The sequence below is a fragment of the Pararhizobium sp. genome (assembly GCF_035497515.1).
Lineage (GTDB): Bacteria > Pseudomonadota > Alphaproteobacteria > Rhizobiales > Rhizobiaceae > Pararhizobium.
The window spans coordinates 47,460-70,231 of the sequence record NZ_DATJDJ010000033.1 but is presented as its reverse complement, the minus strand read 5'-3'; the positions used below and the strand labels follow the sequence as shown (position 1 = coordinate 70,231).

Here is a 22,772-nt window from a genome sequence, read left to right as displayed (position 1 = left end):
AGGTAACGCTGGCAGATGCGCCATTGCATTTCGTGCCTGCTTCGGTAAACCAGCTTCGGCGATCATGCAATAACAGGATGCGCGGGCTCCCGCATTTTGAAGCGGCCAAACTTGGGCTTTATGATGATATTTGGACTGTTCGGCAAAAAAAATGGCAACACGGCGATTGTCGCACGCCAGTATGCGCTTCTGACCGATGCCGCACGCCGTCCCTATCTCTATACGGACCTGGATGTGCCGGACACGGTGATGGGGCGTTTCGAGATGCTGTCGGCGTCGCTAATCCTGTATTTTCGCCGCACGCGTGTCTCGCCGCGCGCCGGCCAGGAAATCGCCCAGGAGATCATCGATGCCTTTTTCGAGGATGTCGATCATTCGATCCGCGAACTCGGCGTCGGCGATGTCGGTGTGCCCAAGCGGATGAAGAAGCTGGCGGCGATGTTCTACGGACGCCTCGAAAGCTATTCGGCCGCATTGGAAAACAAGGATCGCGATGAACTGGCCGCGGCCTTGAAGCGCAATTTTCATCCGCAGACCGAGAATGCGTCACTGACCATGCTCGGTCTTGCCGACTATCTGCTGGCGGCCGAGGCGCAACTTGCGCTGAAAGGCGAGGATATCGTAGAAACCGGCCGGATTGACCTGCCGGAGGCGGCCTGACTGTCGCCAACGGCGCGACATGCAGGGCCGCGATCAAGGCCGGCAGCACCATCTTGGGCGGCTCTCCGTCCGAAAGGATCAGACGATGAACCACGACGAAAAACCCGCATTCTCCTATCCGGTCAAGGTCGGAAATATCTCAGCCAATGCGGTGAAAGTTCATCTCGAGGCCAACGAGGCGGAGCGGGCTGCTTTGCGCGAACAGTGGAATGTCTCCGACGTGCTGTCGCTGACGTCCGATCTGCAGATCGCCCGCTGGAAGAAGGACGGCGTCAAGATCAAGGGGCATGTGAAGGCGAAGATCGTCCAGGCCTGTGTCGTGACGCTCGATCCGGTCGAGGCTGAGATCGACGAACCGGTCGAGGCGATCTTCGTGCCGGAAAATTCTCGGCTGGCGCGGATTGCCGCCACGGATAGCGTGGAGATGATTCTCGATCCGGAAGGCCCTGATCTGCCCGATACGTTCACCGGCGATACGATCGATGTCGGTCTGGCCGTGACGGAATATGCGGCGCTTGCGATCGATCCCTATCCGCGCAAGGCGGGTGCAAGCTTTGAGGAGCGCATCGAAAGCAGCCAGAAGGACGATGTTCGCCCCAACCCCTTCGCCGTGCTCAAGGATTGGAAAAAGGACTGAGTCCGAAAACCCGCGGGACACAATTCGGTTGTCACGTCAGCGAAAAACGGTATTTTGGCCGAAATCCAGCCCGTTGGGCCGTTTTGTCCCGGAAGCGGGACTGCTACGCCTCAAACGTCATGAAAACACGTGTGTCTCATCGCCGGACCGATTGCGCCGGGACGAGACATGCAGTGTGGCAGGAATAAAGGATAGGGCACGCGTGGTCAGAATTTCTCTTGATGTGATGGGCGGCGACTTCGGTCCGCAGGTCGTCATCCCGGGTGCCGCCAAGGCGCTCGAACGGCATCCCGACATCCGTTTCTCGCTCTATGGCATCGAAGACCAGTGCGCCCCGATCCTCGAGAAGTTTCCCAAGCTGAAGGCCAACAGCACCTTCCATGCTTGCGAACTGGCGATCGGCATGGATGAGAAGCCGAGTCAGGCGTTGCGGCGCGGGCGTGGCAAGGCCAGCATGTGGCAGGCCATCGACGCGATCAACAAGGGCGAGGTCGATGTCATCGTCTCGGCCGGCAATACCGGTGCACTGATGGCGATGTCAGTGTTTTGCCTGCGCATGATGCAGGGCATCCAGCGCCCGGCGATCGCCGCGATCTGGCCGACCCTCAAGGGCGAGAGCATCGTGCTCGACGTCGGCGCGACGATCGGCGCCGATGCGCAGCAATTGATGGATTTCGCGTTGATGGGCGGAGCCATGGCGCGCGCCCTGTTCGAGGTCGAGCGTCCGACGCTGGGCTTGCTCAATGTCGGCGTCGAGGAGATCAAGGGCCAGGAACAGGTCAAGGAAGCCGGCCGGCTTCTGCGCGAAGCCGGCATCGACAGCATCGATTATTTCGGCTTCGTCGAAGGCGACGATATCGGCCGGGGCACCGTCGACGTCGTGGTCACGGAAGGCTTTTCCGGCAATATCGCGCTGAAGGCCGCCGAGGGAACCGCCCGGCAGATCGCCGAATATCTGCGCGCTGCGATGTCGCGGACGCTGCTTGCCAAGATCGGCTATATTCTCGCCAAGGGCGCCTTCGACCGGCTGCGCGAGAAGATGGATCCACGCAAAGTCAATGGTGGTGTCTTCCTCGGCCTTAATGGTGTCGTGATCAAGAGCCATGGAGGAACCGACGCCGAAGGTTTCGCAGCGGCGATCGATGTCGGTTATGACATGGTCCGGAATGGCCTGAAGGCGAAGATCGAAAACGATTTGCAAAAATACCATGCCTCGCGCCCTGTGGAAGGTGCAGCGGGCGGCACGACTGACGAGGTTTGAGCATTATGATCCGTTCTGTGGTTCGCGGTTTCGGGGCATCGCTTCCGAAACGGGTGATGACCAATAGCGAAATGGAAGAAAAGGTCGACACGTCCGATGAATGGATCGTGCAGCGTACCGGCATCCGTCAGCGCTACATCGCCGGCGAGGGTGAAACGACGGCATCCCTCGGTGAAGCGGCCGCGCGCGCAGCACTTGCCAATGCCGGTCTGACGCCCGCCGATCTCGACCTGATCATCCTGGCGACCTCGACGCCGGACAACACCTTTCCCGCCACCGCCGTCAACATCCAGAACCGGCTCGGCATGCATCACGGCGCGGCCTTCGATATCCAGGCGGTCTGTTCCGGCTTCGTCTATGCCGTAACGACGGCCGACGCCTATATTCGCGGTGGCCTTGCCAAGCGCGTGCTGGTGATCGGTGCTGAAACCTTTTCGCGCCTTCTCGACTGGGACGACCGGACGACCTGCGTGCTGTTCGGCGACGGCGCCGGCGCGATCGTCCTGGAAGCGCAGGAAGGCGGGGGTACGACGGCGGATCGCGGCGTGCTCACCGCGCAACTGCGCTCTGACGGCGCCCACCGGGAAAAGCTCTATGTCGACGGCGGCCCGTCGACCACCGGCACGGTCGGCCACCTGCGCATGGAGGGCCGCGAGGTCTTCAAGCATGCGGTCGGCATGATCACCGACGTCATCGAGGCTGCCTTCGAGGCCACCGGCACGACGGCCGACGATCTCGACTGGCTGGTGCCACACCAGGCCAACCGCCGCATCATCGACGGTTCTGCCAGGAAACTTGGCATTCCGCTCGAAAAGGTTGTGGTGACCGTCGATCTCCACGGCAATACGTCGGCGGCCTCCATTCCGCTGGCACTCAGCGTCGCCGCATCCGACGGGCGTATCAAGAAGGGCGACCTCGTCCTCTTGGAAGCTATGGGCGGCGGCTTTACCTGGGGCTCGGTTCTGCTCCGTTGGTAAAAAATCTTGATATGGCGCAGACGCTTGACCGGAATGGACAAGGGCAATAGTCTTTCCGGGCTGATCGATATTTCAAGAAAATCGGTGGGGGGAAGATGAGCGGAAAAACGGTGACACGAGCAGACTTGGCCGAATCGGTTTTCCGTAAGGTCGGTCTTTCCCGAACGGAATCGGCTGAATTGGTCGAAACCGTGATCGACGAGATTTGCAACGCCATCGTGCGTGGCGAGAGCGTCAAGCTCTCTTCCTTCGCGACGTTCCAGGTTCGCGACAAGAACGAGCGAATCGGCCGCAATCCGAAAACCGGCGAGGAAGTGCCGATTTCGCCGCGCCGGGTCATGACCTTCAAGGCGTCCAACGTGCTCAAGCAGCGCGTTCTCAAGGCGCATCTGTCGCGCAAGGCCAAGCAGAAGCCGCAGTCGCCGGCGGCCTGACACCTCCCGCATCATTAAAGTGGTTGAAAACACGTCCATAAGCCGTTGAAATATGCATGATTCGTGTAATCATCGGCTTTTCAACGGCTCCTGGCGCTCGCGGCCTTGGCTGCGTTGCCTTCAGCACGCTGGAATCAATGCGAAATTGGGGAACACATGGACAAGAGCCCGGATGCGTTTCGCACCATCAGTGAAGTGGCCGACGACCTCGACCTGCCGCAGCATGTCCTGAGGTTCTGGGAAACCCGCTTCCTGCAGATCAAGCCGATGAAGCGCGGCGGGGGCCGTCGCTATTATCGTCCGGAAGATGTCGATCTGCTCAAGGGCATCCGGCATCTGCTCTACGATCATGGCTACACCATCAAGGGCGTCCAGAAGCTCCTGAAGATGAATGGCAACAAATTCGTCGCGGCCATCGCCAGCGGCGATCTTGCGACCGTGGAAGCGCTCGCCGCTGCCAATATCGAGGAAACGGTGCAGCCGAAGCTCGGCAATCCGGAGGAGGACCAGATTGTCGGCCGCGCCAAGGCGCCGGCCAGCCGCCGCTTCTTCTCCTTTGTCGGCGGCAGTGACGAGGCGCCGGAAGTCTCGGTCGGCAAGACATCGGTCGGCAAGGAAGACCGCGCGCTGCTGCAGGAAGCGCTCTACGATCTCCTGGAATGCAAGCGCCTGCTCGATCAGGTGCGCTGAGGCGCCTTGCCCGTCAAATATTCGGCGGCGGTTTCCGCTCGTGCCGGCGAACTGTCCATGATACCAACCGCATTGATCATTGAGCGAGGCAGAATCCATGGACCAGCCCTGGACGAAAAGCGTGACGCTTGCCCTGGAAGGGCCAGGCAAATACGTGACGATTTCCAACACGACCGAGGCATCCTGGGCGATGATCGAGGACTGGCCGCTCGACGATGCGCCGGCTCTCGATCGGGCGCTGGATATTTGCGCGCAAGTGGTCGAGGGCAAGCGGCCGTCGCAAGACGCGCGCCGTGCGTTCCTCGCGGCCGTCGCCGAGGCGGAGATCGAGGTTTCGGATCAATAGACTGTTTCCACAGGCCACGCCTTCGCAGCTTCACAATGGTGTTTCAGCACGAAGGGACTTGGCGGCCGCGTTGATCGTCGCCATATCTCCGTTGCCCGAACGAGGTCGAGATGAACAAATCCCTTGCTGCGAGATTTCACGACGAAATGCTGGCGCTCTACGATCATTGTGCCGCCATCGGCTTTCGCCCGATCCTGTTTCGCCGCCAGGTTATTCTGAAGGGCGGCGTCGGGGCAGCCAGGGAACTGGTTTTCAAGCCCGGCACGACCGGCTTGGAACGCCTGGCCGATGCGCGCAAGACCGAACTGTCGATGGAAGCCGCAATGATCAAGGCGGAATACCGCACGCTGTTCACGCCGCTTGAAATCAAGGAAGCGGCCAAACGCCTCGAGGCAAGCGCCACGCGCGAACGTTCGCGCGGCCGGCTGACCCAGACTGCCACTCACACAAGACAGGCCTGATGACATGACGAAAAAATCGAAGCTCGAACATTCCGATTTCGCCGGCGAATTCACCGATGACGGCGTTACCGTGCTGGTCGACATCTTCCGCAAGGCAGGCAGCGATGAAGGCTGGATGCTGGAAGTGATCGACCAGGAGGAGGGACTGACGGTCTGGGAGGAGCCTTTCGCCACCGACAAGGAAGCCTTCGAGGAATTCCTCGCCACCATCGAGCGTGATGGCATTCGTTCGTTCCTGGAGGAACCGGACGTCTCGGTGCATTGACCCGGCAAAGCCGCCTCGTTCGCTGCGAGGACGGGCTTTTGTCGTCAAAAGATGAGCTGGGCTTCAAGGGAAAATGGTCGGAGTGGCGGGATTCGAACCCACGACCCCTTGACCCCCAGTCAAGTGCGCTACCGGGCTGCGCTACACTCCGAACCGTGGAAAGCCGTATATAAACAGGACTTGGCACGCAAGCCCTGTTTTCAGAAAAGGCGATAATTCCGTTGAAAAATCCGGCTGGCCGCGTTTTAAGCCGAAAGCCGATCCACAACGCAGATTTTCCGGATGTTTAAAGTTTTCGGCAATTCCTTGGCCCGATAATGCGCTTGCAAATCGAGGACAGAGACGATGGCGAAGACGGCAGCCAGGAAACCCAGGAAGCGGCGCGCAAGCAGAAAACAGGCAAAGGGCGGCATGTGGCTCTGGTATCTGGCCGGCATCCTGTCGGTAAGCGCGGTCGTCGCCTATGACCGCCGCGCCGAAATCCTGCCGATGGCAAAGCCGTTCTACACAGCATCGATCGCAACGAACAGGCCTGCGGAAAAGCGCGAGAAGCCAGTCGAACATCGCGTCGAAAGAAAGTCTGAAAAGCCGGTTCAGAAGGTGAGTGAAGCGCGCGTCGATCATCCGGTGCCGGCCCTTGCATTGCCAACCCCGGATACTCGGCCTGTCGAGCAGGCAGCGCTGGATCAGACGGCCCGCAAGCCCGCAAGCTTCTATTTCTGCACGGAAACCTTTGAAAACTGCGTCGTCGATGGCGGCACGTTCTGGTACGGTCGTCGAAAGGTGGAGATCGCCGATATCCGTGCGCCACGCATCAAGCAGGCCAAATGCGACAATGAGCGGAAGCTCGGCTCGCTGGCCAAACGGCGGCTCTGGGAAATCCTCAATGCCAGCGACGTGCATCTGGCCGGCGCTGGAGCCGGCGTCCGCGTGATGGCCGCCAACGGGCAATCGATCGGGGCGATGCTGGTGTCGGAGGGACTGGCGTATCCGAAGGCCAACGGCAAGCAAGGCTGGTGCACGCAGCAGGGCTGAGTCGAGGGTGTAACCGCTTTTCTCGGCGGCGCCATCGCCAGCAGTCGAAAAGCAGTCAGCCCTTTCTTGCCAGCCGGTAATAGATAGCCTCGGTCTTGTCGATCATCGTTTCTACCGAGAAGTTGGACATCTTCTCTTCAGCCGCCGCGCGCATGGCGTGATATCTCTCCGGATCGGCGCTTTCGACCATGGCGTTTGCGAGCGCGGTGATGTCGCCATCATTGGGAAGGATGAAGCCGTTTCGGCCATGATCGATGACCGTCGGCGCACCGCCGACATCGGTCGAGATCAACGGCTTTCCGGCGGCCGCCGCCTCCAGCATGACATAGGACATGGCTTCGTAGCGACTGGGCATGACCAGGAGATCGAAGGCGGGCACGGCTTGCGAACCGGTGAAAGCCGTGGTGAGGCGGATGCGATCCTGCAGGCCGCTTGCGGCGATCGCGGCGCGGACGTCCGGCTCCAGTTCACCGGAACCGACCATGATCATCTGTGCGTCGGGCAGCCGGGAGGCGGCGCTGCGGAAGGCTTCGATCAATCGTTCCGGCGCCTTCTGGTGAGACAGGCGCCCGACAAAGCCGAACACGAAAGCATCAGGCGAAATGCCGAAGCTCGCGCGCACGGTGCTTGCCATGTCGAGCGGCGGCGGCGCCACGCCATTGACGATGACGGAAAGTTTCTTCTCGGGCATGCCGAGTGACAGGGCGTGTGTATGCTCGTCATCGGAAACGCAGATCAGGTGATCGGTGAACAGCCGGGCCAGAATGACCTCGATCAGGCCGTAGACAAGCCGGCCGCCCTTGCCGAGCGTGGGGTCCATGGTGCGGAAGGCGTGGGGCGTGTAAACGCGCTGTGCGTGGCGGCCGGGCAGGTGAGGGCGGGCAAGAGCCCCTGCCTTGGAACTGTGTCCATGAGCGATATCGAAGGGCTCACCGCCCTTGATGATCCCGCGTAGTGCCCGAAAGGCGGCGATATCGGAAGGGCCAGGCGCCCGCTTCATGGCGACCGCATGAACAGCGGGAAGTTCGAGCGATTTCAGTTCGCGCACGAAGCCGTCCTCGGCCCTGACCGGCGAATAAACCGCCTCGACATGGTGGCCTCGCTGCTTCAACCCGCGGCAGAGATCGAGGAAATGCCGGCCGGAGCCGCCGCCGCTCGGTTCGAGCACCTGCAGGATGCGCAGGCTGCCGTGAATACCACGGATGGAAGGGTCGATGCTCATACTGTCAAATCCGCCGCTTCGATCGAAAGTCGATCCGTGCCATTTCTACGACGTTGACCTTAACGCTGCGTTGGAGAAGGCGTTGAACTCTGCGAGCGATTGATGGAATTCTCGCGCCGGTAACGATATTCCAGCGCGCCGCAGCCCCAGACGATGCCGAGCAGCAGAAAGAAATGCCGCCAGTGATCGGTGTCGATGACATTGCCGATGGCGGTATGGCCGATCAGCACGATCCAGGAAATCATCAGATAGGGCTGCCATGGCCGGTTCAACAACAGGAATCGGAAGCCCATCGAGATCGTCCAGAGGATCAGCGTCACATAGGACACGAAGCCGAGCCAGCCGTAGGAAGTCAGGCTTTTCAGCCAGATATTGTGTTCGTCTTCGGGGAAAATCTGGCTGAACACCATCGGCCCGATGCCGAGCGGTTTTTCCATCGACATCAGGAAGCCGATCTTGTGGCGATCGAACCGCCCGAGATGGCCGCCGTCATAGTCCTGGACGAGCTGCGTGCGGTTGGAGAACAGGTCGGACACCTGCGGTATCTGCAGGGCGATGACAAGCGCGGCGACCATGCCGATTGCGCCGCCAAGCGCGATCACCAGGATCTTCAGGCGGAAAGCGCCGGTCCGCTCCTTGAGCAGCATGACCAGCACGAGCGCGCAGGCACAGAAAAGATAGAGCGCCCATGCGGCGCGCGAGAAGGACAGGAACAGGCCGAGCGCCATGATCAGGATCGCCACCGCCTTGACCGGAGCGGTGGTGATGCGCTCGGTCAGAAGCCGGTACATCAGATAGAGCGACGGCGCGACGAGAAACGGGCCGAACACGTTCGGATCCTGAAAGGCTCCTTTGGCACGGTCGTAGAGCGTGAACGCTTCACCGCCCGGGATGGCGCCGAAATAGCCGAGAATGCCGAGCAGCGAGGTGATGACGCCGGCGCCGACCCAGGCGTTGAAGATCAGTTTCAACCGTTCATGCCGCGCCTCGATGATGGCGGCATAGAAAACCGAGGTCAGGGCAAGGAAGCCCGATACCGCCATGTACATGGGACCGGTCGCCAGATCGTGCATGACGGTCAGTGACAGCAGGCCGCCTGTCATGAACAGGATCAGAAGGGCAAGCAGGGGAGCGACGGTGCGCGAAATCTTCAGGCCGAAGATGAACCAGAGGCCGATCAGTCCCGCCATGAACAGTTCATAAGGTGCCGGTTCGGCGATGACGAAACCCGACAGGAAGACGCCGAACGCCACCATGGCCGAGCCGAGGATGGCAACAGTGGCAAGCTGCGGCCGGAAAACCGCCGCCGGTGTGACCGGGATCGTGCTCAATAGGCGTTTTCCGTGTTGAGAAGCCGGATCGGCGTCAGGAAGAGGATTTTCAGGTCCAGCCAGAGCGACCAGTTTTCGATGTAATAGAGGTCGAAGGCGGTGCGGAACCGGATCTTCTCGTCATTGTCGATCTCGCCGCGCCAGCCGTTGATCTGTGCCCAGCCGGTGACGCCGGGCTTGACGCGGTGACGGGCGAAATAGCCTTCCACCACGTCCGAATAGGTGCGGTCGGCGGTCTGGGCGAGAACGGCATGTGGGCGCGGGCCGACGAGCGAGAGTTGTCCGCGCAGCACGTTGAAGATTTGCGGCAGTTCGTCGATCGAGGACTTGCGCAGGAAGCGCCCCACCGGGGTCACGCGCGGGTCGCCCTTGGTGACGGCGTTGCGGGCCGTCGGGTCGCTCATGTTGGTATACATCGAGCGGAACTTGTAGACGTCGATCTGCTCGTTGTTGAAGCCGTGGCGCTTCTGCTTGAAGATGATCGGGCCGGGCGAGGTGACCTTGACGGCAATCGCCGCGCCAATGAAGACCGGCCAGAGCAGTGCCAGCGCGACGATGCTGAAGAAGATGTCGAAGATGCGCTTGGCGACGGAATCCCAGTCGGCGATCGGCTTGTCGAAAATGTCGAGCATCGGCACCTGGCCGACATGCGAATAGCTGCGCGGGCGGAACCTGAGATTGTTGGCGTGAGCAGCGAGACGGATATCGGCCGGCAGGATCCAGAGCTTCTTCAGAAGCTCGAGGATGCGTTTTTCGGCCGAGAGCGGCAGGGCGATGATCATCATGTCGATGCGGGTCAGGCGCGCGAAATCCACCAGCTCTGCGACCGTGCCGAGCTTGGGATAACCGGCGATGATGCCCGGCGACCGGCGCTCGTCGCGATCATCGAAGATGCCGCAGATGCGGATGTCGTTGTCGGTCTGCTGTTCGAGCGAGCGAATGAGGTCCTTGGCCGGCTGGCCGCCACCGACGATGACGGCCCGGCGCTCCATGATGCCGTTGCGTGCCCAGCGGCGGATCGAAAAGGCGATGAAGGCGCGCTCGGCGATAAGGAAGGTGGCGCCCAGGACATACCACAGGGTGAACGAGAAGCGGGAGAACGTGCCGCCGATCTTCATCAGGAACAACACCAGCGCCATCGAAGCAAAGGCGAGCGTCCAGCAACCGATCAGCCGGGGCAGGGTGCGCGCGGCGGACCGCAGCGTCGGAACCTGATAACCGTCGCACAATTGCAGGAACGCGACCGTCATGACGGAACCGCTGGCGATCAGGGCGCAGTAGCCCAGCCAATCCTCGAGCTTCGGCGCCACGTATATCATGTGGATGGCATAGCCGATCGCAAACAGCGCGGTGAATTCGAACAGCCGCATCAGGCCGATGATCATGCTGGGCGAATAGGTGTCGGTGCGGAACTGCGACGCGATCGTCCGGGCAAGCGGATTGAGTTCGCGGGCAGGCCCGTTGTCGGGTTTCTCGCCTGGGGCGAAGGTCCGGATCTCGGAAATTTTCTTCTTGAGCGCTTCGGTGTCGAAAGTTTCCGGTTTGTCGATCTGGTTCATGATATCCGCCCGGTCGATTGAGTCCCTTCGGGATAACAGAAAGGCACTAAGAAACGCTTACGAGCGCGGGGCCGGAATACCGTTGGCGCGGGACGATTTCGGCACAATATCGCGGTACAGGCGGGTGACGTCGTCAGCCATGGTCGATGTGGAGAATTTCGCCTTGAAACCCTTGGCTTCGGGCATGACCCGGGCGGCCCAGTCGGGATCAGTCAGCGCGCTGGTCATGGCGGCGGTCAGCGCCTCGGCGTTGTCCGGCGCGACGAGCGCGACATTATCCTCGCCTAGCACTTCCGGAATGCCACCGACACGCGATGCAATCACCGGCTTGCGACCGGCCAGCGCCTCGAGCACGATATAGGGCATGGATTCGGCCCGCGAGGGAACGACGACATTGCGGGTGAAGGCGAAGGCGTCGCGTGCCTTCATTGCCGGCAGCATCTCGATGCGGCGACCAAGACCGCGTTCCAGCATCATCTGTTCGTATTCCGCCTTTTGCGGCCCGTCGCCGATCATCATCGCTGATAGTGGTCGGCCAACGATTCGCTCGGTCCTGGCGAAGGCATCGATGAAGAGATCCGGCCCCTTCAGGTCGCGCAACATGCCGATATAGAGAAAATCGACGGCATCGGGCCGTGCATGGACGGTCTCGAAATCGCGGTCGCTGATGCCGTTGTGGATGCGCTCGCTGCGCGTGCGCGGTTTGCCCACCTTGGCGATATAGGTATCGCGCTCGAAGTCGCAGACGAAGACGATCGCGTCGGTGAACATTTCCTGAAAACGCTCCAGCAGGAAGACCATCTTTCCGGAAAAGGCCTTCCTGTCATAGTGCAGGCTGCCGCCATGCGGCGAATAGATGCGGGCAACGCAATACCTGTTCACCCGCAAGGCTGAGCCGATGATCCGGGACAGGACGCCACCCTTGGCGCCGTGTCCATGCAGGATATCCGGCCGCAAACTTCTGATTTCCTTAAAGCTCCTGTATAACGCCGCTACATCCGCGATGCCGATGGAGCGGCGGATCGGCAGCCGGACGAGACCGAGCGCCAGAAACGGCCTGATCTCGTCGAAAAGCTTGTCCTCGTAACGTCCACCCGTCGTGCTGTCGCACAGGATGCCGACCTCGTGACCCGCCTTGGACTGCGCTTCCGCCAGATCGCGGACATGGCGGAAAATTCCACCAACGGGCGACCTGAAGCAGTGAATGATACGCAGCGGGCGAGGATCGGGCATGACTGTCAGAACAGTCGTTCGCGCACGTAAATCGTGTCGCCTGCCATGATCGGATCGGAAATCGAAACCCGGCCCGTCAGGGTGCGTCCATTGATCTTGCGCGTGACATCGACATTGGCCTGGTTGGCGCGCGGCGAATAACCGCCGGCAACCGCGATCGCGTTCTGCACGGTCATGCCCGGCACGTAGGAATACTGTCCGGCCTGGCCGACTTCACCCATGATGAAGACGGAACGATAGCGATCGACTTCGATCGTCACGTCGGGATCGCGCAGATAACCCTGACGCAGCTTGCTGGCGATCATCGTTTCCATTTCGGGCAGGGTATGGCCACGCGATGCTACCGCGCCGATCAGCGGGAAGGCGACATAGCCTGCCTGGTCGACCGTGTAGCTGCCGCTGAGGCCCGCCTGCTCGAAGACGTTGATGCGCAGCTTGTCGCCGCTGTCGATGCGGTAGGGCTGGATCGTCGCCTCGCTGAAGGCCTTGGGCGCCGGCTGATAGCTGCTGCAGCCCGACAGGGCGAGGCACAGTGTGGCCAAGACAATACCTGTTTTCAATCGTGCGGACGTCATTGGGCTCTCACGCTCCGGAAACCATGTTCATGGCCAGATGTTATCGATCTGTTAGGGTTAACAGGCGGTAAAGGCGACGTAGATTTTCACTGTCCCGGAGGCATTCGTTCCTTCTTTTTCCTCAGCGCACCGGCTTTGGACGACCTTTCCCATTAACCCTTGCGTTACCATGTTTGTTTACGGTGGCGCGAGTTGTGCAGGTTCGGAGTAAGCGCATGTCTGGCGTCAACGGCGGTCATCAGGATGTAGATATCGATCTCGGCGGGCTTTTCCGCGCCATCTGGCGTCGGCGGGGCAGGGTGCTGATGGCGACTGTCGTCTTTGCCGGCCTGGCCTTTACCGGCGCCAGCCTGATGTCTCCGCAATATCAGTCTGAAACCAGACTGCTGATCGAATCACGTCAGCCCGCCTTCAGCGGCAACAATCAGGGGACGCCCCAGACCACCGACAGCCCGTTCGATGAATCCGGCATTTCCAGCCAGGTGCAGGTTCTCCGCTCGATCGACCTGATCAAGCAGGTCGCCCGCGAGATGAAACTGTACGAGCTTCCCGAATTCGATCCGACAGCCAATCCGTCGGCGATCTCCGATATCCTGGTGATGCTGGGGATCAAGAAAAATCCGCTCGACCTGCCGCCGGAAGAACGTGTGCTGAAGGAGTTCCAGGAAAAGCTGCAGGTCTACCAGGTCGAGAAATCACGCGTCATCGCCATCCAGTTCACCTCCAAGGATTCGAAGCTGGCCGCCGAGATTCCGAACGCGATGGCCAGGGTTTTTCTGTTGCTGCAGAGCGGCGCCAAGCTTGATTCCAATTCAGAAACCAGCCGCTGGCTGGAGCCGGAGATCGCCAACCTGCGTGAAAAGGTGCGTGACGCCGAAGCCAAGGTGGCTGAATACCGGGGATCGTCGGATCTGCTGCTGACCGGGGAGACCGGCGGCACCTTCGCGACCAAGCAACTGAACGACATTTCGACCGAGCTTGCCCGCGTGCGCGGTGAACGCGCCAATGCGGAAGCGCGTGCCGAGGGCGTGCGCACGGCACTTGCCAACGGGCGGGCCGTCGATACGCTGAACGACATCGTCGCATCGCCGATGATCCAGCGTCTCAAGGAAACCGAATCGAACGTCCAGGGACAGGTCGCCGATCTGTCGACGACGCTGCTCGACGGCCATCCTCGGCTGAAGGCGCTGAAGGCGCAGCTTCAGGGCATCCGGACGCAGATCACCAGCGAGACGAAGAAGATCCTCGGCAGCCTGGAAAACGAAGCGAGCGTCTCGCAGCTGCGCGAACGCCAGCTGGTTGCCCAGCTCAACACGCTGAAGGCAAGATCGGCCAAGGCCGGAGAGGACGAGGTCGGCCTGCGCGCCCTGGAGCGCGAAGCGGTTGCGCAGCGCCAGCTCCTGGAAACCTATCTTGCCCGCTATCGCGAGGCGACGTCGCGTAGCGAAGCGGATGCGGCGCCCGCCGATGCCCGCGTCATTTCGCAGGCCGTCGTGCCGACCGAGGCGCAATTCCCGAAAGTTCTGCCGATCACCATCGTCGCGGCCTTCGCGAGCTTCCTCGTTAGCTGCGTCGTCATCATGCTGTCCGAATTGTTCAGCGGCCGTGCGCTGCGTCCGGTCGGCGTGGCGCAAGAGCCTTTGGTGGAAGAAGAGAAGCGCACGCCCGCTGCAATGCCTGTCAAGGCGCAGCCTGCTCCCGCCACCGAACGGGTGACTGTTGAACCGCAGGCAGCATCCGTTGAGAGCCCTGAGGAAACCGGGGACGATTTCTCGATCGCATCCGTTGCCGATCATCTGTGTGGCAATGATATCCGCGTGGCGATCTCCGTGTCTCCGGCTGGTGACAAGGGCTCGATGCATACGGTCATGCTGGCGCGGCTGGTGGCGGAGGAGGGGCGCAAGATCGTCCTGATCGATCTCACCGGCTCGGCCTATCCGAGCCGTCTGATGGCGCAGGCTCCGGGTCTCGCGGGCATCACCAATCTGCTCGTCGGCGAAGTGCCCTTCACCGAAACGATCCATGCCGACCGTCTGTCGGACGCCCATGTCATTCCGCAGGGCGACGCCGATCCGGCACTTGCCATGCGCGGCATCGAGCGGTTGCAGATGATCATCGATGCGCTCACCAATGCCTATGATACGGTGCTGATCGAGTGCGGACCGGCCGATATTGACGCGGTTCGCCGGGTAAACCGGACGAAGGATGCCGAAATCATCATCTCCGCGCCGTCCGTCGCCAACGAGGAAATCATCGACCTCATCACGGGCTTCGGCGAGGCCGGTTTCGGCGATATCGTGCTGATGACGGGGACGGGGTATCCGCAGTCGGGAAATTCAGGACGGTGGGCGGCCTGAGGACACGACGCCGGTTTAGTCAGCGTCTGTTTCGGCCGGCGGCTGCATTCCGGGCGCCTGCCGCTGCTGGCGCACACGCTGCAGGAACGCATAGACGCGCTTGTTCTTCTTGATCGAGGCCTTGGCGCGAACGACGGCGCGATGTGCGCCCGCCGCCAGTCGCCCCCGCAAGGTGAGCGGCAGCACGATATCGCGCTGGATCGTCTCCGTGGTGCACCAGGAGCGTTTGTAAGCTTGGTCGCCAATGCCGAAATCGAAAATCTTGACGCCGTCGGCATGGCACTTCTGGATCATCAGATAAAACAGCAATTCGCCCGGGCTGCTGTCGGCGGCGACATCTTCGTCGATCGAGCCGAATTGGCAGATGACATGGTCACCCTTGCGCGAGAGGCCGGCGATAGCGACGATGCGTCCTGCATGCTCGCCCTTGAGGCGAATGGCGTTCAACTCCAGCGGCTGCCCATTCTGTGTCGGCCCGAGTGCCGCGAGCGCATGGAAGAAGGCCTGGGTTTCGCTGTCCTGGAAAACGTTGGGCAAGCCAAGCGCCTTGAAGCGGATGGCCTTCTGCTCGAAGAACAGATCGAGGATCCGGCGGCGTTCCAATTCGGTCGTGGCTACAATGTGGTCGTAGCCGCCAAGCGCCTCCAGACGTTTTTCCGAAACGCGGAATTTCTTGCGACGTCGCTTCGCGTTGATCTGCGACAGTGTCGTTTCGAAACTGTCGAGAAGCGGCAGCTGAAACGAAGAATTCTGATTGCGCACGGCGGGCAGGGACGCCAACGGATGGCGCACACCGCGCCAGTCGAACGGCATTTTTTCCAAAGTGACGATATCGGCAATGCGCGACAGCTTGGCCGACAGATCGGCGATCAGCGCAGCAGCGAGCTTCTTGCAGGAAATGGGATCGAAATCCTCGGCGAAAATGCCGGTGTTGATATTGCTGTGCGGCGAACCGAGAAAGCGCGCGGCGCGGAAGAACCGGCCGCGGACCAGTTCCAGCGGCAGGATGAACACCGTCCGCTGGTCGACGCTGCCGCGCACGAGCAGAATCTGGTTGTCATGGGTCCTGGCCCAGGCCTTGCACCAGTCGAAGCCCTGATGCAGCGAGGTGGCGCCGGATGATTCCAGCACGCGCCAGTCGGCTTCGAGGGCTTCCATACTGACGTGAACGGACAGTTTGAGGTCATGCGCAACCGTGATGTCCTGCGTCTTTTCGCGGCGCGCATGCCAGACGCGGCGGCGCGCCTCGTTCACGGGCATCAAGTTGAAGTCCACGTCCGTCATGTTCGCCTGGTTTTCCGAATGCTGCTGACAATCGCATCTAGCCCGAACATGCCCTTACTTTCATTTAAATTGGACGGGTCCGCTTATGCTTCTGCGCGATTTCGGCAAATTCGGTTACCGAAAGAATAAAGCCGGATTTCAGTCGGTGACCCATCCGTTGGCGAGGGCGTTCGCCCACTCCCTGTCACCCCGGCTATAAGCGAGGCGAGACATGGCCATGTGATCGTAGGGCAGGCGTCGGAAGGTCACGTCCCACAGGTCGCCGGTCTTGCACAGGATGGCATAGGATGCATCCGGCGATCCGGTTTCGACCTTGTGGAATACCGGTTCGTCATCGTCATAGCCGGGGCAGCCGACGCTGCCGGGATTGACGATCAGACGGCCATCCGCAAGCCGGACAGTTCGGGGAATATGGGTATGGCCACAGAGGATGACCGGATAATCGATTCCTGTCGCGAAAGTTTCGATACGTTCGCGCGCCGACATGTGCACGATACCTTCCGGCGTCAGGTCTTCCAGCCAGTAGACCAGGTCGTCATGCGGCGTGCCGTGGCAGAGGAAGAGTTCGTCGCGATAAACCAGCGTTGGCGGCAATGTGCGCAGCCAGTCGAGGTGGCGGGGCTGCAATTCGTCATGGGCGGCGCGGTCCCAACGACCCATCTCGGCGGGAGCGCGGGTGACAAGCCAACGGTCGTGATTGCCACGGATCGAGGGAAAATTCCGGGCGATCAGAAGATCTGCCGTGCGCGCGGCATTGAGTGGGCCGCTCAGGTGGTCGCCGAGATTGATAACGTCGTCGATCCCTTGCGCATCGATATCGGCGAGCACCGCTTCAAGCGCCAGGTCGTTGCCGTGGATATCGGCGATCACTGCTACTCTCATCCGGGCTTATCCCATGTTCAGCGCGGCTTGGCCGGCTTTTCCATCCACTTGATGATCAGCATGGCGGGCAGCACCCACAGCAGGCCGGTGAAGAAAAAGTAGAGGAGATGCACCCACCAGGGTGATGCTCCAAGCAACAGCGATGCAAAGGTGGTGGCCGCCAGCGCATAGACGATGACGAGGATGATGATCAGGACGGTGCCGGTCAGTTTTCTGAGGCGTACGGGCATTGCAGTCTTTCAAGTTGGCGGGTTTTCGCCGCTCAGCCGCTTGGCCGCGACGGCATGCCGCAAAGGGGTAAGTCTTGTTTTGCATGCCGCTCTGGTGCAAATCAACGGTTTTGACGGATGCGTCTAGAGACAAATCGCCCAAAAGCGGGCGGACATGCTTTTGAAGAACACGGAGGCCGTGATGGCGAGTGCGGATTTGGCGCGGGAACAGCAGCTTCGCGGCGAGATCGATATGATCAGCCGCAACCGGACCCATATCCGGATCTGGCTCGGCATCGTCGTGCTGGCCCTGTTTGCGCTCGTGCTGGTGGGCGGCGCGACGCGGCTCACCGAATCCGGGCTGTCGATCACCCAGTGGAAGCCCGTCCACGGCGTCATCCCGCCGCTCAACGATGCCGAATGGCAGGAAGAGTTCGAGCTTTACAAGCAGATTCCGCAATATGAGCAGATCAACCAGGGCATGACCGTCGAAGGCTTCAAGGCGATCTTCTGGTGGGAATGGGCGCATCGGCTGCTGGCCCGTTCGATCGGGATCATCTTCGCGCTGCCGCTTGCCTGGTTCTGGATCAGGGGCCAGATCGAACCGCGCCTGAAACTGCCGCTGATCGGTATCCTGGCGCTGGGCGGTTTCCAGGGTTTCATCGGCTGGTGGATGGTGTCGTCGGGCCTGTCCGAGCGCACCGAGGTCAGCCAGTATCGGCTGGCGACCCATCTCGTCATCGCCTGTCTCATCTTCATGTCCTGCATCTGGATCGGACGCGGCCTTGCGCCACATGCGGATGATGCGGCGCCGACCGCGCGCTCGCGGAAAATGGCTGCGATCATCGCCTGCATGGCGCTGTTCCAGATCTACCTCGGCGCGCTGGTCGCCGGCCTCGATGCGGGCCTGAGCTACAATACCTGGCCGCGGATGGACGGATCGCTGGTGCCGGGAGATCTGTTCGTCCAGCAACCTTTCTGGGTCAACCTGTTTGAAAACCCGAAGACCGTGCAGTTCATCCATCGGATCGGCGCCTATGTGCTCTGGGCTTTCGCCCTGATGCACATGATCGCCTCGCTGCGCAAAGCATCGGACACGACCCACGCGCGTCGCTCGGTCCTCCTGTTCGCGCTCGTGACGCTCCAGGCCCTGATCGGCATCACCACCCTGATTTTGCAGGTCCCGGTCGGCTGGGGCGTGGCCCATCAGGGCGGCGCGCTGGTCGTGCTCGGCTTCGCCATCGCCCATTGGCGCGGCTTCATCGGGGAATACCCACGTCCGCTGGCGATCGAAACATAGGCTGACTTCTTCTGCGAAAGCGTTCGGTGTCGATGTGCATCAGGCGCAGACATTTCGGGCAGGCGGAGTGCCCCTGCGACACTTTTGACAGGCCCCAAATGGCCGATGCCTACCATTTGTCACGATAGGCATTCACGCCGACAACATCAGATCCATGTTCTGGACCGCGGCGCCGGAGGCGCCCTTGCCGAGATTGTCGAGCAGGGCAACCAGATTGACCTGCTCGCCACTGTGCGAGCCGAAGACGAACAGCTTCATCGTGTCCCGGCCGGCGAGTTCGACGGCATCGATGCGCGGGGCCTTGACGCTCTCTTCGAGCGGTACCACGGTCACGATCGACTGTCCGGCGTAGTGGCTGGCCAGCGCGGCATGGATGCTTTCCAGCGTCGCGCCGTCATTCAACTGATCGAGGAACAGCGGCACCTGGACGATCATGCCCTGCGGGAAACGGCCGACCGACGGCGAGAAGATCGGCGCGCGATCAAGCAGGCCATGGATCTGCATTTCCGGCACATGCTTGTGTTTCAGCGTCAAGCCGTAGAGGAAATGCGGGGAGGTGATCGCATCGGGGTTCTGCGGGTCTTCCATCTGCGCGATCATCTGCTTGCCGCCGCCGGTATAGCCGGAGACCGCATTGACCGTTACCGGATGGTTTTCCGGCAAGATGTCCGCCTGGCGGAGCGGACGAATGAGGCCGATGGCGCCCGTCGGATAGCAACCGGGATTGGCCACGAGCCGTGCGTCGCGAATCTTGGCGGCCTGCGCCGTGTCCATTTCGGCGAAACCGTAGGCCCAGTCGGGCGCGATGCGATAGGCCGTCGAGGTGTCGATGATACGCACCTTGTTGTTGCCTTCGAGCATGCCGACCGCCTGTTTCGAGGCATCGTCCGGCAGGCAGAGGATGGCGATATCGGCGCTGTTGAGCAGATCCTCGCGGATGGCGGCGTTGCGGCGTTCCGCTTCCGGAATGGACAGAAGTTCCACATCCGAGCGCCCAGCCATGCGGGTGCGGATCTGCAGCCCCGTCGTGCCGTGCTCGCCATCGATGAAGATCTTCGGTTTCATGGGTAATCCCGCTTTTTCAAAGGCTTGGGCAAATTTCCCGACTCAGTTTCGGATCGCCCTGATTCAATGTCTCAACTGCATTTCGCCGGCCCACGCGGAGGCGAGGGCGAATGCCCAGAGCATATATACTTTGGCTGCGGTCATCGCAATGACCGTGGGTCGGCTACCGCGCAGCGTCACCGCTTCTTAACCATGCGCGTTAACGGCACTTTAAGGTTTCCGGCTCGCTGCCTTGTTTTCGAGGGGAGCAGGTGAGATTTTGTCATGAAAGTTTCACGATCGGGAGTGGCGGGATGAAAAGGATTTTTGGACGGTGGGTGGCCTGGCTGGCACATCCAGTCATCGCGGCTCCGATTTTCGTCGGTGCGCTCCTTGCCCTGCATCATTTCGATACGCGTTGGGCCTTCGTGCCGTTCCTCGTCACGATCATGGCGGCTTTAACCTCAGTGCTGTTTCTTCTGTCACGCCGGCTGGTCTTTTCTGCCTATGTGGCTGTCACGACTGTCGTCTTGATCGGCGCCATGTCGGAAGCCAAGTTTCAGTTGAAGGGCTTTTCGCTGCATGTGTTCGACCTCGCCTTTACCGGGCTCGATGCGTCGGCGCTGCAGTTTCTGGCAGGGTCCTATTTTCACCTGCTGGTCGCGGGCCTGGCAGCACTCGCGGCCGTCAGTGTGTTCTTCGTCATGTTGTTCAAGGGCGATCGCGTGATCCGGTCGCCATGGTGGCTGAAGACCGGCCTGACGGGCGTTGCCGTGGGCGCCGCAGTCATGGCCTATCCCCACAGGCCCGGCGAGCCGAGTTATATTCACTACATTTCTGGCTACAACGCATCTTCGTTCTTCGTGTCGCTCGGCGACCTGCATCTGCCTTTCGGTCAGATAACCCTCGTGGACGTGGTCGAAGCGGCCCCTGCCAAGGGCCGGATGACGAATGATGTCACCTGTGGCGACATGACGGCGCGCCCGGACGTGTTCTTCGTGCTTTCCGAGAGCCACACCGATCCGGCGAACTTTCCGCAGGTCGCAATTCCCGATGCCACGGCCAAGGTGTTTCAATCCGACGATGGCAAGGTTCATCCGATGTATGTCGAGACCTTCGGCGGCGGAACCTGGGTGACGAATTTCTCCGTCATGACCGGGCTTTCGGGCTCCGATTTCGGCTGGCAGAGCCCCTATGTCACGCAGATGATGGAAAGCCGCGTGCGCGCAAGCTTCCCGGAACTTCTGGCGCGTTGCGGCTATCGAACGGTTGCCATCATGCCGATGGACTTTTCCTTCGTGAACGAGGGAGCTTTCCTGAAGTCGCTCGGCTTCCAGGACGTTGTCGATTATCAGGCCATGGCTCCGAAGGATCACTTCGTCCGAGACCAGTTCTATTTCGATGTGGCGGAAAAGCTGATCCGGGAGCACCGTCGAACCGACAGCCGTCCGCTGTTCCTGGCGCTTCAGACGATGTTCCCGCATGGCCCTTACGACCGTTCCCTGGTAGGTGAATCGGAATTGCCGCCGGAGCCGCGATACGCAGCCGACGCGGAGGCGAACGAATATCTGCGCCGGATCGCCGTCTCGAAGCGGGACTTTCAGGCTTTCCTGAAGGAACGCGAGGCAGTGCCGGGAGGATCGGGCTCCGTCGTCCTCGAATATGGTGACCACCAGGCGACGGCAACGAAGCCCTATCTGCCGCAGGGTGAAAACGGCTTGAATATCTTCGCGGACCTGCATTCCCTGGCTTACCGCACCTATTTCTCGGTTCACGGCTACGGCAGGACGCTCGACATGAAGCCGCTTTCCCTGCCGATGGATGTGGGCTTCCTGTCCGCCAGTCTGGTCGAGGCGGCTGGATTGCCGACCTCGCCGATGTTCCGTTCGCTGGCGGAGCTTCGTGACGCCTGCGGCGGCCGCTACCATGAATGCCGCGACCGAGATAAGGTCGATGCGCATCTGAAGCAGCGCTCCGATGCCGGCCTGCTCAGGCTCTATTGACCACCCGCCGGTTCCCGTTCGGCCAATTCTTCCGCGTGTAGCCCCAGCATGTACATCGCCACCGTCGCCCCGGCGATGGCGGTGATGTCGGCATGGTCGTAGGCGGGAGCGACCTCGACGACATCCGCTCCCTTGATCCGAAGGGCGCCAAGCTTGCGCAGGACGGAGAGGATCTTGGCGCTCGACGGTCCGCCTGCCACCGGGGTACCGGTGCCCGGAGCATAGGCCGGATCCAGGCAATCGATGTCGAAGGTGACATAGGCAGGTCGATCGCCGACGTGATGAAGAATGACATCGGCGATTTCGGCGGCGCTCATCTCCTCGACGTCATAGCCGTATAGGATACGAATGCCGCAATCCTCCGGCGCATGGGTGCGGATACCGACCTGGATCGAGCCGGCGGTATTGATCAGTCCCTCCCGGGCAGCGCGTCCGACGAAGGAGCCATGGTCGATACGGCCTTTTTCATCCGCCCAGGTGTCCTGGTGGGCATCGAACTGGACCAGCGCCAGCTGGCCGTGGATTGCCGCATGGGCACGAAGCAAGGGCAGGGTGACGAAATGATCGCCGCCGAGGGTGAAAAGGAAGGCGCCGCTTTTCAGGATTTTTGCCGCTTCCCGCTCTATCGTCGCCGGCGTCTTGCCGTGATTGCCGTAGTCGAGCAGGCAATCGCCGTAATCGATCGTCGCCATATGGGCGAACAGGTCGCGGTCGAAGGGATATTGCGGATCGTTGTCGAAAATCGCGGATGCGCGGCGGATCGCCTGCGGTCCGAAGCGCGCGCCGGGACGGTTGGATGTCGCGGCATCGAAGGGGATGCCCCAGACGACGGCGTCGGCGCCTTTGAGATTCTTGGTATATTTCCGCCGCATGAAGGAGAGAATACCCGCATGGGTCGGGTCCGTCGCCGCACTCTTCAGCGAGGTTGCGGTGATCGCGTGGTCGATCGTCTTGTTGGCCATGACTTGTCCCGTCTGTTGGATGACCAGACGTTGGACAATCGCTTG

The 22,772-nt window shown here is 61.1% G+C and carries 23 protein-coding genes and 1 tRNA gene; 13 read left to right on the top strand and 11 right to left on the bottom strand.

Going from position 1 to position 22,772, the window contains the following annotated elements:
- Window positions 1-123 precede the first annotated feature (123 nt).
- The 9 genes from VL202_RS03135 (at window position 124) to VL202_RS03095 (ending at window position 5,731) form a co-directional block, all read left to right on the top strand.
- Window positions 124-660, top strand: a complete 537-nt coding sequence (locus VL202_RS03135) for a ubiquinol-cytochrome C chaperone family protein (protein ID WP_325462714.1) — start codon at window positions 124-126, stop codon at window positions 658-660.
- A gap of 85 nt (window positions 661-745) precedes the next feature.
- Window positions 746-1,297: a DUF177 domain-containing protein gene (locus VL202_RS03130; protein WP_325462713.1), complete on the top strand. Its 552-nt coding sequence runs from the start codon at window positions 746-748 to the stop codon at window positions 1,295-1,297.
- Between the two features lie 202 nt (window positions 1,298-1,499).
- Window positions 1,500-2,558 (top strand): phosphate acyltransferase PlsX, encoded by a 1,059-nt coding sequence (gene plsX / locus VL202_RS03125; protein ID WP_325462712.1) that lies wholly within the window; start codon window positions 1,500-1,502, stop codon window positions 2,556-2,558.
- A gap of 5 nt (window positions 2,559-2,563) precedes the next feature.
- Window positions 2,564-3,535, top strand: coding sequence for a beta-ketoacyl-ACP synthase III (locus VL202_RS03120; RefSeq protein WP_325462711.1), 972 nt, complete (start codon window positions 2,564-2,566; stop codon window positions 3,533-3,535).
- 95 nt (window positions 3,536-3,630) lie between these two features.
- Window positions 3,631-3,969: an integration host factor subunit alpha gene (locus VL202_RS03115; protein WP_062576339.1), complete on the top strand. Its 339-nt coding sequence runs from the start codon at window positions 3,631-3,633 to the stop codon at window positions 3,967-3,969.
- Between the two features lie 156 nt (window positions 3,970-4,125).
- Window positions 4,126-4,659, top strand: a complete 534-nt coding sequence (locus VL202_RS03110; protein WP_325462710.1) for a MerR family transcriptional regulator — start codon at window positions 4,126-4,128, stop codon at window positions 4,657-4,659.
- A gap of 97 nt (window positions 4,660-4,756) precedes the next feature.
- On the top strand, window positions 4,757-5,005 hold the full coding sequence (locus VL202_RS03105) for a DUF982 domain-containing protein (RefSeq protein ID WP_325462709.1): 249 nt from the start codon (window positions 4,757-4,759) through the stop codon (window positions 5,003-5,005).
- A 110-nt stretch (window positions 5,006-5,115) separates the two neighbouring features.
- A complete protein-coding gene (locus VL202_RS03100; RefSeq protein WP_325462708.1) occupies window positions 5,116-5,466 on the top strand; it encodes a hypothetical protein in 351 nt (116 codons plus the stop codon).
- 4 nt (window positions 5,467-5,470) lie between these two features.
- Window positions 5,471-5,731, top strand: a complete 261-nt coding sequence (locus VL202_RS03095; RefSeq protein WP_325462707.1) for a hypothetical protein — start codon at window positions 5,471-5,473, stop codon at window positions 5,729-5,731.
- 74 nt (window positions 5,732-5,805) lie between these two features.
- On the opposite strand, the gene VL202_RS03090 is transcribed toward VL202_RS03095, so the two are convergent.
- Window positions 5,806-5,882: transfer RNA gene (locus tag VL202_RS03090), tRNA-Pro, on the bottom strand.
- Between the two features lie 194 nt (window positions 5,883-6,076).
- On the opposite strand from VL202_RS03090, the gene VL202_RS03085 reads away from it, so the two are divergent.
- Window positions 6,077-6,766: a hypothetical protein gene (locus tag VL202_RS03085; RefSeq protein ID WP_325462706.1), complete on the top strand. Its 690-nt coding sequence runs from the start codon at window positions 6,077-6,079 to the stop codon at window positions 6,764-6,766.
- 55 nt (window positions 6,767-6,821) lie between these two features.
- On the opposite strand, the gene VL202_RS03080 is transcribed toward VL202_RS03085, so the two are convergent.
- From VL202_RS03080 to VL202_RS03060, 5 genes are read right to left on the bottom strand one after another with little or no spacing between them, the layout of a single operon-like run.
- On the bottom strand, window positions 6,822-7,988 hold the full coding sequence (locus VL202_RS03080) for a glycosyltransferase (RefSeq protein WP_325462705.1): 1,167 nt from the start codon (window positions 7,986-7,988) through the stop codon (window positions 6,822-6,824).
- A gap of 59 nt (window positions 7,989-8,047) precedes the next feature.
- Window positions 8,048-9,319 carry an O-antigen ligase family protein gene (locus VL202_RS03075; RefSeq protein ID WP_325462704.1) on the bottom strand — a complete coding sequence of 424 codons (1,272 nt, stop codon included), beginning with the start codon at window positions 9,317-9,319 and terminating at the stop codon, window positions 8,048-8,050.
- Entirely contained in the window at window positions 9,316-10,878 is a 1,563-nt protein-coding gene (locus tag VL202_RS03070) for an undecaprenyl-phosphate glucose phosphotransferase (protein WP_325462703.1), read from the bottom strand. Before VL202_RS03070 ends, VL202_RS03075 begins: the two co-directional genes overlap by 4 nt.
- Window positions 10,879-10,935: 57 nt before the next feature.
- Entirely contained in the window at window positions 10,936-12,111 is a 1,176-nt protein-coding gene (locus VL202_RS03065; RefSeq protein WP_325462702.1) for a glycosyltransferase family 4 protein, read from the bottom strand.
- Between the two features lie 5 nt (window positions 12,112-12,116).
- A complete protein-coding gene (locus VL202_RS03060; protein ID WP_325462701.1) occupies window positions 12,117-12,686 on the bottom strand; it encodes a polysaccharide biosynthesis/export family protein in 570 nt (189 codons plus the stop codon).
- Between the two features lie 215 nt (window positions 12,687-12,901).
- Between VL202_RS03060 and VL202_RS03055 the strand changes: the two genes are divergently transcribed.
- The gene (locus VL202_RS03055; protein WP_325462700.1) at window positions 12,902-15,043 is read left to right on the top strand and encodes an exopolysaccharide transport family protein; all 2,142 of its coding nucleotides are present in this window, start codon (window positions 12,902-12,904) and stop codon (window positions 15,041-15,043) included.
- 15 nt (window positions 15,044-15,058) lie between these two features.
- Here the strand turns inward: VL202_RS03055 and VL202_RS03050 are convergent, their stop codons facing one another.
- From VL202_RS03050 to VL202_RS03040, 3 genes are all read right to left on the bottom strand, one after another.
- Window positions 15,059-16,327 carry a GNAT family N-acetyltransferase gene (locus VL202_RS03050; protein ID WP_325462699.1) on the bottom strand — a complete coding sequence of 423 codons (1,269 nt, stop codon included), beginning with the start codon at window positions 16,325-16,327 and terminating at the stop codon, window positions 15,059-15,061.
- 138 nt (window positions 16,328-16,465) lie between these two features.
- Window positions 16,466-17,209, bottom strand: a complete 744-nt coding sequence (locus VL202_RS03045; RefSeq protein WP_325462698.1) for a metallophosphoesterase family protein — start codon at window positions 17,207-17,209, stop codon at window positions 16,466-16,468.
- A gap of 17 nt (window positions 17,210-17,226) precedes the next feature.
- Entirely contained in the window at window positions 17,227-17,439 is a 213-nt protein-coding gene (locus VL202_RS03040) for a DUF2842 domain-containing protein (RefSeq protein ID WP_325462697.1), read from the bottom strand.
- Between the two features lie 181 nt (window positions 17,440-17,620).
- Between VL202_RS03040 and VL202_RS03035 the strand changes: the two genes are divergently transcribed.
- Entirely contained in the window at window positions 17,621-18,718 is a 1,098-nt protein-coding gene (locus tag VL202_RS03035) for a COX15/CtaA family protein (protein ID WP_325462696.1), read from the top strand.
- Between the two features lie 132 nt (window positions 18,719-18,850).
- On the opposite strand, the gene argC is transcribed toward VL202_RS03035, so the two are convergent.
- Entirely contained in the window at window positions 18,851-19,783 is a 933-nt protein-coding gene (argC, locus tag VL202_RS03030; RefSeq protein WP_325462695.1) for an N-acetyl-gamma-glutamyl-phosphate reductase, read from the bottom strand.
- Window positions 19,784-20,076: 293 nt separating this feature from the next.
- Between argC and VL202_RS03025 the strand changes: the two genes are divergently transcribed.
- The gene (locus VL202_RS03025) at window positions 20,077-21,765 is read left to right on the top strand and encodes a sulfatase-like hydrolase/transferase (protein WP_325462694.1); all 1,689 of its coding nucleotides are present in this window, start codon (window positions 20,077-20,079) and stop codon (window positions 21,763-21,765) included.
- Here the strand turns inward: VL202_RS03025 and speB are convergent.
- Entirely contained in the window at window positions 21,759-22,727 is a 969-nt protein-coding gene (gene speB, locus VL202_RS03020) for an agmatinase (RefSeq protein ID WP_325462693.1), read from the bottom strand. The two genes, VL202_RS03025 and speB, sit on opposite strands and share 7 nt — an antisense overlap.
- Window positions 22,728-22,772 lie beyond the last annotated feature (45 nt).

Excerpts from the sequence above, each read along its gene's own strand:
- VL202_RS03135 (WP_325462714.1), top strand. The coding sequence starts at position 124 with ATGATATTTGGACTGTTCGGCAAAAAAAATGGCAACACGGCGATTGTC.
- VL202_RS03130 (WP_325462713.1), top strand. The coding sequence starts at position 746 with ATGAACCACGACGAAAAACCCGCATTCTCCTATCCGGTCAAGGTCGGA.
- VL202_RS03120 (WP_325462711.1), top strand. The coding sequence starts at position 2,564 with ATGATCCGTTCTGTGGTTCGCGGTTTCGGGGCATCGCTTCCGAAACGG.
- VL202_RS03115 (WP_062576339.1), top strand. The coding sequence starts at position 3,631 with ATGAGCGGAAAAACGGTGACACGAGCAGACTTGGCCGAATCGGTTTTC.
- VL202_RS03110 (WP_325462710.1), top strand. The coding sequence starts at position 4,126 with ATGGACAAGAGCCCGGATGCGTTTCGCACCATCAGTGAAGTGGCCGAC.
- VL202_RS03105 (WP_325462709.1), top strand. The coding sequence starts at position 4,757 with ATGGACCAGCCCTGGACGAAAAGCGTGACGCTTGCCCTGGAAGGGCCA.
- VL202_RS03100 (WP_325462708.1), top strand. The coding sequence starts at position 5,116 with ATGAACAAATCCCTTGCTGCGAGATTTCACGACGAAATGCTGGCGCTC.
- VL202_RS03095 (WP_325462707.1), top strand. The coding sequence starts at position 5,471 with ATGACGAAAAAATCGAAGCTCGAACATTCCGATTTCGCCGGCGAATTC.
- VL202_RS03085 (WP_325462706.1), top strand. The coding sequence starts at position 6,077 with ATGGCGAAGACGGCAGCCAGGAAACCCAGGAAGCGGCGCGCAAGCAGA.
- VL202_RS03080 (WP_325462705.1), bottom strand. The coding sequence starts at position 7,988 with ATGAGCATCGACCCTTCCATCCGTGGTATTCACGGCAGCCTGCGCATC.
- VL202_RS03070 (WP_325462703.1), bottom strand. The coding sequence starts at position 10,878 with ATGAACCAGATCGACAAACCGGAAACTTTCGACACCGAAGCGCTCAAG.
- VL202_RS03065 (WP_325462702.1), bottom strand. The coding sequence starts at position 12,111 with ATGCCCGATCCTCGCCCGCTGCGTATCATTCACTGCTTCAGGTCGCCC.
- VL202_RS03060 (WP_325462701.1), bottom strand. The coding sequence starts at position 12,686 with ATGACGTCCGCACGATTGAAAACAGGTATTGTCTTGGCCACACTGTGC.
- VL202_RS03055 (WP_325462700.1), top strand. The coding sequence starts at position 12,902 with ATGTCTGGCGTCAACGGCGGTCATCAGGATGTAGATATCGATCTCGGC.
- VL202_RS03050 (WP_325462699.1), bottom strand. The coding sequence starts at position 16,327 with ATGACGGACGTGGACTTCAACTTGATGCCCGTGAACGAGGCGCGCCGC.
- VL202_RS03045 (WP_325462698.1), bottom strand. The coding sequence starts at position 17,209 with ATGAGAGTAGCAGTGATCGCCGATATCCACGGCAACGACCTGGCGCTT.
- VL202_RS03040 (WP_325462697.1), bottom strand. The coding sequence starts at position 17,439 with ATGCCCGTACGCCTCAGAAAACTGACCGGCACCGTCCTGATCATCATC.
- VL202_RS03035 (WP_325462696.1), top strand. The coding sequence starts at position 17,621 with ATGGCGAGTGCGGATTTGGCGCGGGAACAGCAGCTTCGCGGCGAGATC.
- argC (WP_325462695.1), bottom strand. The coding sequence starts at position 19,783 with ATGAAACCGAAGATCTTCATCGATGGCGAGCACGGCACGACGGGGCTG.
- VL202_RS03025 (WP_325462694.1), top strand. The coding sequence starts at position 20,077 with ATGAAAAGGATTTTTGGACGGTGGGTGGCCTGGCTGGCACATCCAGTC.
- speB (WP_325462693.1), bottom strand. The coding sequence starts at position 22,727 with ATGGCCAACAAGACGATCGACCACGCGATCACCGCAACCTCGCTGAAG.